Annotated in this window: 14 protein-coding genes; 13 read left to right on the forward strand and 1 reads right to left on the reverse strand. The window is 27.6% G+C overall.

What is annotated here, in order from left to right; translation table 11 throughout:
* Positions 1 to 11: 11 nt before the first annotated feature.
* The 4 genes from MHZ36_RS13290 to MHZ36_RS13305 all read left to right on the forward strand — a co-directional run bounded on the left by MHZ36_RS13290 (position 12) and on the right by MHZ36_RS13305 (position 1,681).
* Positions 12 to 686, forward strand: coding sequence for a hypothetical protein (locus MHZ36_RS13290; protein WP_239232189.1), 675 nt, complete (start codon positions 12 to 14; stop codon positions 684 to 686).
* 15 nt (positions 687 to 701) lie between these two features.
* The gene (locus MHZ36_RS13295; protein ID WP_210128968.1) at positions 702 to 1,034 is read left to right on the forward strand and encodes a hypothetical protein; all 333 of its coding nucleotides are present in this window, start codon (positions 702 to 704) and stop codon (positions 1,032 to 1,034) included.
* 42 nt (positions 1,035 to 1,076) lie between these two features.
* The gene (locus tag MHZ36_RS13300; RefSeq protein WP_239232190.1) at positions 1,077 to 1,340 is read left to right on the forward strand and encodes a hypothetical protein; all 264 of its coding nucleotides are present in this window, start codon (positions 1,077 to 1,079) and stop codon (positions 1,338 to 1,340) included.
* A 95-nt stretch (positions 1,341 to 1,435) separates the two neighbouring features.
* On the forward strand, positions 1,436 to 1,681 hold the full coding sequence (locus MHZ36_RS13305; protein WP_239232191.1) for a hypothetical protein: 246 nt from the start codon (positions 1,436 to 1,438) through the stop codon (positions 1,679 to 1,681).
* Between the two features lie 166 nt (positions 1,682 to 1,847).
* Here the strand turns inward: MHZ36_RS13305 and MHZ36_RS13310 are convergent, their stop codons facing one another.
* Entirely contained in the window at positions 1,848 to 1,949 is a 102-nt protein-coding gene (locus MHZ36_RS13310; RefSeq protein ID WP_180535479.1) for a type I toxin-antitoxin system Fst family toxin, read from the reverse strand.
* Between the two features lie 95 nt (positions 1,950 to 2,044).
* Between MHZ36_RS13310 and MHZ36_RS13315 the strand changes: the two genes are divergently transcribed.
* The 9 genes from MHZ36_RS13315 to MHZ36_RS13355 all read left to right on the forward strand — a co-directional run bounded on the left by MHZ36_RS13315 (position 2,045) and on the right by MHZ36_RS13355 (position 9,350).
* Entirely contained in the window at positions 2,045 to 2,245 is a 201-nt protein-coding gene (locus MHZ36_RS13315) for a hypothetical protein (protein WP_239232192.1), read from the forward strand.
* Positions 2,242 to 2,682, forward strand: a complete 441-nt coding sequence (locus MHZ36_RS13320; RefSeq protein ID WP_239232193.1) for a hypothetical protein — start codon at positions 2,242 to 2,244, stop codon at positions 2,680 to 2,682. Before MHZ36_RS13315 ends, MHZ36_RS13320 begins: the two co-directional genes overlap by 4 nt.
* Before the next feature lie 25 nt (positions 2,683 to 2,707).
* The gene (locus tag MHZ36_RS13325; protein ID WP_239232194.1) at positions 2,708 to 3,172 is read left to right on the forward strand and encodes a hypothetical protein; all 465 of its coding nucleotides are present in this window, start codon (positions 2,708 to 2,710) and stop codon (positions 3,170 to 3,172) included.
* A 246-nt stretch (positions 3,173 to 3,418) separates the two neighbouring features.
* Positions 3,419 to 4,078 (forward strand): DsbA family protein, encoded by a 660-nt coding sequence (locus MHZ36_RS13330; RefSeq protein WP_239232195.1) that lies wholly within the window; start codon positions 3,419 to 3,421, stop codon positions 4,076 to 4,078.
* 13 nt (positions 4,079 to 4,091) lie between these two features.
* Positions 4,092 to 4,652, forward strand: a complete 561-nt coding sequence (locus MHZ36_RS13335; protein WP_204171409.1) for a recombinase family protein — start codon at positions 4,092 to 4,094, stop codon at positions 4,650 to 4,652.
* 223 nt (positions 4,653 to 4,875) lie between these two features.
* Positions 4,876 to 5,130, forward strand: coding sequence for a helix-turn-helix domain-containing protein (locus tag MHZ36_RS13340; protein ID WP_204171408.1), 255 nt, complete (start codon positions 4,876 to 4,878; stop codon positions 5,128 to 5,130).
* Positions 5,131 to 5,306: 176 nt separating this feature from the next.
* Entirely contained in the window at positions 5,307 to 6,125 is an 819-nt protein-coding gene (locus tag MHZ36_RS13345; RefSeq protein WP_204171407.1) for a ParA family protein, read from the forward strand.
* Between the two features lie 169 nt (positions 6,126 to 6,294).
* The gene (locus MHZ36_RS13350) at positions 6,295 to 6,762 is read left to right on the forward strand and encodes a hypothetical protein (protein WP_239232196.1); all 468 of its coding nucleotides are present in this window, start codon (positions 6,295 to 6,297) and stop codon (positions 6,760 to 6,762) included.
* A gap of 1,013 nt (positions 6,763 to 7,775) precedes the next feature.
* Positions 7,776 to 9,350 (forward strand): primase C-terminal domain-containing protein, encoded by a 1,575-nt coding sequence (locus tag MHZ36_RS13355; protein WP_239232197.1) that lies wholly within the window; start codon positions 7,776 to 7,778, stop codon positions 9,348 to 9,350.
* Positions 9,351 to 9,607: the final 257 nt, after the last annotated feature.

Consider the following 9,607-nt stretch of genomic DNA (forward strand, 5'->3'; position numbering starts at 1 on the left):
AGGTGTAGGTATTGAATCGAAAAATATATTTAAAAGATCAATATTTAAATTATTTGATATTCAGTGACATAGAAGTAAGTGAGAGCGCAAAACAGCTATTTGAAAGTATCGGAAATTGGATATTTTCAAATAGCGATCAACAAGAGGCCAAATTTTTAATAACAGAAATGATATGTGAAATATTTAAATTACATTTTAAAGTAGATTTTAATTATAGAAGTGAAATAGTAGATACTATTAAAAATAAAATTGAATATGATCAGGTAAAAAGTAAAATGAAGGTAGACATAATAAGAGCCTATAAAGAAACACAAGATTATTTAAAAACGAATCAAAATAACAATGATTTTATAACACTATATAGAAGTTTAAATAGACATGAAATTGATTTATTTGAGTGTGGCAATTTAAAGATTGATAGTAATATATTAAATTCATTTTCTACAGATTCCAAATATCACAAAAAAGAGTTACAAGTTTCAGTAAAAGTTCCGATTGAAAATGTATTGTTTTACGATAATCTATGCCCAATGAGCGAAATAAAGAATAGTTACACAAGTTTAGGACTATTTGCAGAACGTGAGGCTATAGTTATATGTGAAAATGGTTATTTTTTAATAGATCAGATTATTAACTATGATAAAGATATGAAAAGACGTAGAGAAATAGAAGAATCTTATAATTGATATGGAGGGTCTTAAATGACAGCGTACAAATATAATTTTAATGAAATTGAGAAGTTATCTATAGAAATATGGAAAGATATAGTGATAATGAATAGAGAAGCTTTAAGACTTAATGAAAAAATACGATTAGATGCTTTAGAAGCAATAGCATATCTAGTGTATGATTTAGAAAATTTTAGTGAATTGTTTGGCGAAGAATCACTACCAAAGCGTTATATAGATGATTTAAACAGAGGAATTGAAGAAGCATATAAAAAGCTGAATGATAAAGGTTATAAAAAATCTGATATGGTGATAATATTTTCAAAAATTGAAGATATAGAGGGAAAAATAAAACCATTTATTTGAACGTAGAGAAATAAAAAATCTTATAATTAAGGGAGTGAAAAAATGAATACTATATATCCTACAGTTAAACCTATTGCAACGGAAACCTTTGAATGGCTGTCTACTAATTACTTAAATATATTAATAATTAGTATTCTAATATTAATAGCATCTGTAATAACTTTATTTATAGTGAAAAGCAGTAAATCTAAAGAAGTTACAAGAAAATTTATCACATACATTATTACGGCCAATATGGTTATTGGTTTATTAGTTTATATGATGAACCATATTGATTTAGTGAAATCAATATATGTAGGGCTTTAACGGAAAGTTTAAGAATTGTATTATTGCATATGGTTTGTGATTAATTTTGTCCAGAATTATTAACTTTATTAGGATATGAAAAGGAAGGTTTAATAATGAAGAATTTCTTCAGTAGCATAACGGATTTTTTATTTTCAGTTGCTCAATTTATATTAATTGTTGATTTAGGTTTTGTCATTTTAGCATTTGCGCTTTTTATATTAAATGATAAAACAGATTTAATAAATATAAGAAATGCTGGGAAAGTAGCAAAAGTTATTGTGTATTTAATTTTAGGGTTGTTAGGTGTTGCTGTTTTATTTGGTATTTTAGGCATTCTTGTATCTGCATTTGCTTTTTAGCAATTAATATATATAAAAGTAACCCTTATTTTACAAATATAGTAGATGGTATTATAATATAAGTAAGTTGAGATTTAAAAGTTTATTACTAACATGTAATACACCAAACGCCATCTACTATGTCCGTAGTAGATGGCGTTTTTATGGTGTTTGGTAATTTCTGTCATCAACGCTTGCGATTATTTAACCAATATTCATAAGTAGCAAGCACTACTCCAACAATAATTGGAGATATTAAGGTTGAGATTAATAAAGTTATTACTAACATGTTGTATACACCCCCTAACTTGTCAGAGTTCAACAGTTAGGTTAGTTGATGACATTTGGTATTATAACATTTATATATTTAGGAGGTCAGTTTTAATGACAAAGCATCTTATTAAGGATAGTATGTCATATCCTAAAATTTTAAATATAGACCCGAAAGGTAATATAACGTATTTAGACAAAAACGGTATGCTTAAGTTTGATTTAAATAGTTATCAATTAACAGATGAAAAACAAATAGAAGTATTTGAGAAAGTGATTTTAGATAAAATAGAAATGGAAAAGACTATAGAATGAAAAAGAAATATAAATTAGATGTTGAATTAGAACAATCAGATTATAGAAATTATAAGAACTTATCAAAAGGGATTGTAAACGTACTTGATGAAAAAAAGAAACATATAAGAGGCTTGGAGCACTTATTAAATATAATTTCAGTTTTAATGTTGATTATGTTATTTGTTGATCAGTTTAAATATAGTGAGTATTTATTACTAATTATAAGCTTGTTAGTGGGCGTTACGTTAGTATATATAACTGTCAGCAGAATAAAGACTAAAAGAGTTATTAAGAATATATTATTCCCAATGAGTAAATTAAAAGAGAACAAAAAACTACTCACAGTAAGAGTATATTATAATAAATTTTCTGATAAATTATATATTATTCAAACAGTGATGATTGTTATTTGGATAGTTTTATCGTTAATAAGGGTAGTTGCTATAATTATATAATGAGTAACTAGGAAAGGTGATAAACATGTATAATACGTTAACAGTGAAAACTGATATATTGGAATTAGGCAATCTACATTTAAGTAAACCTGATCATATACACTTTTTTAGTAAAATGGGCTATAAGATATATGAAAGCCATAGAATTTTTGATGAAGTGCATGAATTAAATGTTATGTTAGGACGAAAGAAAGATAAATGCTATATTATCGTGAGCAACCCTGAAAATACTGTATATCAAACTGAAGAATTTAAAGGTGTATCTCTATCGAAACATATCAGATTTGTAAGCAAAGAGGGTTTAAAAGAATTAAAATGCTTATTAAAAAATGATTCTACCAATACAAAAGATTTTTTAAAGAAAATTAAAAGCTCAGATTTTAGAAATCAAATGCAAATTTGTATAAATGATGTGAGGTTAAAATCAATTCTATTAAGTTCTAGCATATTCTTATTATGTGGAGGTACTTTTATACATTTGTTTTTATAATAAAAAGCATGTCTATAAAACGATGGTTTTTGGGACGTGACATTATTTTTAAATGTTTGATAAACAATATTATTAGTTATGGTGTTGAAAATAGAGGGGTTAAGACTTCTATTTTATTTTTACAACCTTGTCCCAAAACCCCTATATAAATCTATATATCAAAAATAACAAAATATATGAGTTTTGGGATTCTGTGAGAGCTTCTCATTTGCATTGAAAATTAAATTAAGATAGGTAGGGTCGAAAATGAACAAGAAAATAAGTGTGTGGTTTACAGTTGGATTTCTAGTTTTATTATTCACGTTAATTGCTGTTATCGTTACTGGTGCATATATAAAATTTAAAGACCATCAACAACGCAACGAGCTTTTAAGTCATGTACCATCTGTAAAAGTTGATGATGATAAACCTACAGTAGTTGTATTTGGAGATTACAAATGCCCGTATTGTAAAATGTATGAACAGGGAGTTTATCCTATGATTGAAAGAGACTATATAAAAAAGAAGAAGGTTAATTATTATTTTGTAAATGCTCAACTACTAGGAAAAGATTCAAAACATGCTAGTGTTATAGGTCATGCAATATTTAAATATAAACCTTCTAAATATTGGAAGTTTCATAAAAATATGTTTGATAGACAACCAAATCATGAGGGTGATTGGATAACAAATAAAGTTATATATGAAGAAATAAACAAATTGTCATTGCCAAATGAAACTAAAAATAAAATCATTGATGAATACAAAGATAGAAATAGCGAATCATGGAAGTTAGCACGTAAAGATGAAAAGTTATTAGATTTATATAAAGTTAAACAAGTGCCTACTGTTTATATTAATAATAAAAAGATAGATGATCCATATAGTAAAACGGAAATAAAAAAACAAATTAACAAGGAGTTATAAGGGGTGAGAATTAATGGCCAAAGTTGGATATGCTAGGGTTTCAACAAGAGATCAGAGCCTAGATAGGCAAGTTGATAGGTTAAAAGAATATGGTTGTGAAAAGATATTCAAAGAAAAAATGAGTGGCAGAAAGCAAAGCAGAAAAGAACTAGATAAATGTTTAGATTACTTACGTGAAGGTGATTCATTAGTTATTTATGAATTGAACAGGTTGGGCAGAACAGCAAAACAATTAATAGAATTAAATCAAGAACTTGAAGAAAGAGGTATAGCGTTAGAAATCATTGAGTTAGGGGTCAAAACAGGTACGCCAATGGGGAAGATGTTTTACACGATTATGGGCGCTTTAGCTGAGTTACAAGTGGATATAATAAGAGAAATTACTAGAGAAGGTTTAGAATCAGCTAGAGCAAGAGGTCGGAAGGGTGGACGACCTTCAATACCTGAAGATAAAAAAGAACATATTAAATATTTATATAACGAAAAAAGAGAATCAGCAGATAAGATAAGTAAAAAGTTAGGTGTTGGCAGAAGTACAGTATATAGAGTAGTTAGCAAAGATAAAAGTAAGTAAAAAAGGTGCATGAGTAAAAACTCATGCGCCTTTTTATTGTACTTTAATATATACATATATATATATGTATATATATTGTCTATATAAATGTATATACAAATACATAGTCAATATATTATTTAATTAAACTAAATTGAGTTTCCAAAGAGTACCTTTAATATTTCAAAAGCTATTTCATAATATGTATAATGATTAAACATAAGGCATATAAAGGAGAACTGCAATGACAACAAATAAATGGAAAAAAGAAATAGATTGTTTAGAGCTTGATATAGCAGACTTGTTAAAGAATCGCAGAAAAGAACTAGGCTATAATCAAACGAAAGTATCGAATGAATTAGGTTTTCATAGAAGTTGGTTATCATCTTTTGAAAATGGGCGAGCAGAAGCTGTTAAGCTAGAAAATATAATAATGCTTTGTAAATACTATGATATTAAATTTTTTGATTTAATGGAGAGATTAAAAAGAGATTTATAAACAAATTGGTTGTTAACACTTTACATATTGGTTGTTAGGTGTTATTATTTAATTATAGAAGATAAATAAAAAAGCCAGGCCGAAAGGCCTAGCTAATAAATGAATTAAAAAATAGATTGTTTGTGCCTTTATTATATCAAACATAGGTACAAAATAAAAATGGAGGTTAAATTATTATGGCTCAAAAGATCGCATTTGCTACTAACAAAGGTGGCGTACTAAAAACAAGCTGTACGGTTAACATTGCAACATCAGTTGCTATGCAATTGAAAGAAGCAGGTAAAGAAAATGAAAAAGTAGGTATTGTTGATACAGATGGTCAAGGTAATTGTGCGTTAAGTTTTGGTTTTGTACCTGATGATTTTAAAGACACAATATATGATGTCTTAATGGGCGAGGCTTCAGTTGATGATATTATATATAAAATAGATGAAGAACTAGAATTATACTTACTACCATCAAATGATGATATGAATTATTTTACTATGGATATCATTACTAAATATGGCAGTAATCCCGAAATTTTGACTTTGTTAAGAGATAAATTAAAAGAAATTGAAGATCAATTTGCTTATATATTTATAGATACACCCCCTGCTTTAGATATAGTACAAATGAATGTACTTAATTATGTTGATAGTTTATTAATTCCTTATCAACCTGAAGTATATTCAATGAGATCAATTCAAATGTTCCTTGATCGAGTTAGTAGAATGAAAGAATCAAATCCAAATTTAAAAATTGAAGGTGTATTAGTAACACTATTTAATGGTAGAACAACAGCACATAAAACAAATGTTCAATCATTATATAGATTCTTACAAGCTAGAAAAATAGATGTATTCGATGAAAAAATCCCTCAAACAATTAAAATTGGTGAATCAGTTTATCAATATCAAAAACCTGCTGTCATGGTGAAAGAATACAAGCAAAATACTGCTGTAATGGCTTATCATAGTGTGGCTAAACAGATTATAGATAAATATAGCAAGTAAAGTATAGGCTCTATATATATTGAGTATATGTAATGACATATGTAATTGTATATATAGAGTATATATTTTAACTATATAGAATATATATATAGTATATATATATTGAGTATATGTCGGATTTATGCTACAATTATTGCGATAAATGAATTAATAAATGGAGGTTTTGGCAATGGGTCGTGAGAATAAAGACTATTTCAATAAAAACAACAATAAGCCTATGAGCTTTGAAGATACAGCAAAATCTAGTAATACCTATGAAAATAGCACTGAGGAAACAACAGAAGAATCTAAAAATGAAAGTAGTATTGCTATAGAATCAAATAATCAAGAGCAAGAAGTAGCAAATACTACTGTTTCTGAAGATGTAGAAGAAAGTAACAGTGAAGATGATCAAAAGCAAGAGACTGAAAAAGCTACTGATAATAGCAAAAAGAAAACGGAATATAAAGGTGAATTAGGGAACCTTTTAAATGATGTAGAAGTTGGCCATAAATTTACAGGCTTTAATATTGATAATGATATAGTCCAACGATTAGATGCTTTTTGTGAAGGGAAGCCTAGAGGTACAAAAACAAAATTAGTTAATTTAATTCTTAGAAATGGATTAGATAATATTGAAAGTAAAGGTAAACTATAATAAAAAGGTGGATAATTGATATATCCACCTTTTTATTATAAGAACATATAAATTGTTGTAAGCGCTAGTAAATAGCGTTATAATAAGGTTATTAAATAAAAAAAAGAAGCTAGAACGTTCAAATAATTGCTACCAACACTTATTTGAACTACGATCTAAAACGTTATCACAGCTAACGCATAGAACGATTTCTAACTCCTTTTAATTAACTATAATTATAACACGTTTTGTAGTTATAGTTAATTAAAAAGAATGAAATTGTTGTATACCAGGCGACGTATAACGTTGCCTGGTTTTTTCTTTTTAATGAGAATATTTAAATAGTAATTAATTCTTTTAAAATTTAAATAGCATTGCGCAAATGTTGAATTTTCTGTAAACTAGGTTTAGGCAAAATAAAAAACCCACCATTACGGTGAGTTAGGCTTTTTGATTTATAGTTTTGTTTTAAAATCGTTGTTGTGAGCTTGACTGACAATCAAGCTAATAAACCATTAAGTCAACTGACAATTGACTTAAACAAACATTATTCATACTGACAATATGAATAACTAAAACATAATAACTAAAGGATAAATAAGAGTTAAACAAGAGTCACTTTACTGAATGAAAAACTAAATAAGAGTAAAAGTTACTTTGTTAGTTCTTATATATTAGTTCGTTGAAGAACCAAATACGAAAGATTTATCTAAAAACTAAATAAGAGCTACTTTATTAGTTCTTATATATTAGTTCGTTGAAGAACTAAATAAGTAAACAAGAGTTACTTTAAAGATTAAAAACTAAATAAGAGGCGCTTTCTTGATCCTTATATATTATGTTCAATAAACATTATATATCATGAGCGAAGTAAAGTAAATATATCAAGTATATACTCAGATATATATATTTAATATATATGTCTAATATATGGCCAATATATATCAAATATATATACCTGAATATGTACATATGGCTTATAACCTCTTATTTAGTAAATAAACAAAAATTTACGTAAAATAGGAGGTTTTTTCATGTTTAATTTAGATGAAATTATACCGTTTATAGCACATGGAAGCTTAAATAAATATAAATTCAATAACACAAAAGCAACACAACAAGAGATAAACGTTGAAAAAGCAACTAAAAGTAAGGATTGGAAATCTGCACGTGTTGCTGTATCAAATAGTAAAGAATCTTTAGTACATGGTGGAGATCATATTATAGCGTCTGAAGAATCTTTAATTCAATATGCTGATAAATACTCACATTGGACACCAAACCCATATAATTATTTAGAAATGGATAGTGAAACTAATACTATTAATAAGCGTACTAAAGACAACGTTAAACAAATTAATACATTTGTATTAGATATTGACGTTAATCTTGAATATAACGAGTTAGTGCAAAAGCTAGTTTCATGTAGTTTTGCGAACAATACACATGAATTGTTACCTAATTTATATGTTAAAACGCCTAGAGGTTGGCATTTATATTATGTAGTTGATACGCCTTTTTATGCTAAAGGAGAAAGTAAAAAAGCGTTAATTACTGCTGAAAAAATACATAAAAGCTTAGCTCACGCTTTAAGTGAGTATTTACCTATAGATAAAAATTGTGTATCTACAGGCTTTTTCAGAATGCCTAACAATAGCAATGTTGTGAACTTTAAAAATGAATATGTATCATCTGAAGCTTTAAAACAATGGAGCATGAAATATGCTAAAGATAACAACATAGAAACAAGTAATTTCAAGGTGCTGAGAGGACGATTTAACAGCAATTTAACACCTGAATGGGTGGACTACCTATTAAATAAGGCTGATATATCTTCTGTAGGCATGGGTGTTGGCCGTAATAATGTTACTTTCACACTTGCTTTATATTTTAAATCAGTAGATAAAACTTTAAATGAATCAGTAGAAGCATTACAAAGCTTTAATAATCGTTTAAGCAATCCTTTAAGCGCTAGAGAACTACATAGAACAGTTAAAAGTGCGTTTGAAGGTAAGTATTCAGGTGCTAGTCGTGAACATGTAGAAAGCTTATTAGAAGCATTTAGCGATGATGAAGTTGTATATAATAATAGTTTTGTATCAATTAATGGTTGGTATAAGTTTGCTAAACCTAGAGAGCAAAGAACAAGAAGCCATTATAGCGAAAGAGAAGAAGATTTGCAGGCCATGTTATATGAAAAAACAAATACAGAGCGTGTATTTTTAACAGGTTCAACTACAAATATAGCAAAAGCATTAGGTATGGCTAGATCAACGTTTAATGTGGTAATAAAACAAGCTCAAAGCAATGGAACTATAATTAAAAGAACAATTGGTAAAGGTAGAAATGCAGAAACGTTCATAGCGCTTAAAAGCGTATATATGGAACGTTTATTTGACTTGGTAAAAATGGTTAAGAATAAAAAGGACGGCTTCTCAAGCGCTATGAGAGGTCTATTAGACATGGATAATCACACTAAAGATTTAATGGTTCAGAACCCAGGGCTATATGAGGAATCTATCAATACATTTGAGCATATAGAACATATGATAGAGATACGGCCATCAATACATTATCAAGTCGCTATTGGAACCAGGTTTGTTAGTTAAAAATTAATTGTCCAGTCTGCCATTACAAATATATCTGCTTCTCCTGCATAAGCTATTAATTAACTAAATAATATATAGATAATGTGTAAGTATTTGTATATAGTTATTATGTGTATAAGAAAATATATTGTGTTGTATATATATCTAAATACATATGCAAGTACATAGACAATATATATCTAAATACATATGCAAGTACATAGACAATATATATCTAAATACATATGCAAGTACATAGACAATATATATCTAAATAC

The sequence above is a fragment of the Staphylococcus sp. ACRSN genome (assembly GCF_022346615.1).
GTDB lineage: Bacteria > Bacillota > Bacilli > Staphylococcales > Staphylococcaceae > Staphylococcus.

Excerpts from the sequence above, each read along its gene's own strand:
- MHZ36_RS13320 (WP_239232193.1), top strand. The coding sequence starts at position 2,242 with ATGAAAAAGAAATATAAATTAGATGTTGAATTAGAACAATCAGATTAT.
- MHZ36_RS13325 (WP_239232194.1), top strand. The coding sequence starts at position 2,708 with ATGTATAATACGTTAACAGTGAAAACTGATATATTGGAATTAGGCAAT.
- MHZ36_RS13350 (WP_239232196.1), top strand. The coding sequence starts at position 6,295 with ATGGGTCGTGAGAATAAAGACTATTTCAATAAAAACAACAATAAGCCT.
- MHZ36_RS13335 (WP_204171409.1), top strand. The coding sequence starts at position 4,092 with ATGGCCAAAGTTGGATATGCTAGGGTTTCAACAAGAGATCAGAGCCTA.
- MHZ36_RS13340 (WP_204171408.1), top strand. The coding sequence starts at position 4,876 with ATGACAACAAATAAATGGAAAAAAGAAATAGATTGTTTAGAGCTTGAT.
- MHZ36_RS13300 (WP_239232190.1), top strand. The coding sequence starts at position 1,077 with ATGAATACTATATATCCTACAGTTAAACCTATTGCAACGGAAACCTTT.
- MHZ36_RS13330 (WP_239232195.1), top strand. The coding sequence starts at position 3,419 with ATGAACAAGAAAATAAGTGTGTGGTTTACAGTTGGATTTCTAGTTTTA.
- MHZ36_RS13310 (WP_180535479.1), bottom strand. The coding sequence starts at position 1,949 with ATGTTAGTAATAACTTTATTAATCTCAACCTTAATATCTCCAATTATT.
- MHZ36_RS13295 (WP_210128968.1), top strand. The coding sequence starts at position 702 with ATGACAGCGTACAAATATAATTTTAATGAAATTGAGAAGTTATCTATA.
- MHZ36_RS13355 (WP_239232197.1), top strand. The coding sequence starts at position 7,776 with ATGTTTAATTTAGATGAAATTATACCGTTTATAGCACATGGAAGCTTA.
- MHZ36_RS13305 (WP_239232191.1), top strand. The coding sequence starts at position 1,436 with ATGAAGAATTTCTTCAGTAGCATAACGGATTTTTTATTTTCAGTTGCT.
- MHZ36_RS13315 (WP_239232192.1), top strand. The coding sequence starts at position 2,045 with ATGACAAAGCATCTTATTAAGGATAGTATGTCATATCCTAAAATTTTA.
- MHZ36_RS13345 (WP_204171407.1), top strand. The coding sequence starts at position 5,307 with ATGGCTCAAAAGATCGCATTTGCTACTAACAAAGGTGGCGTACTAAAA.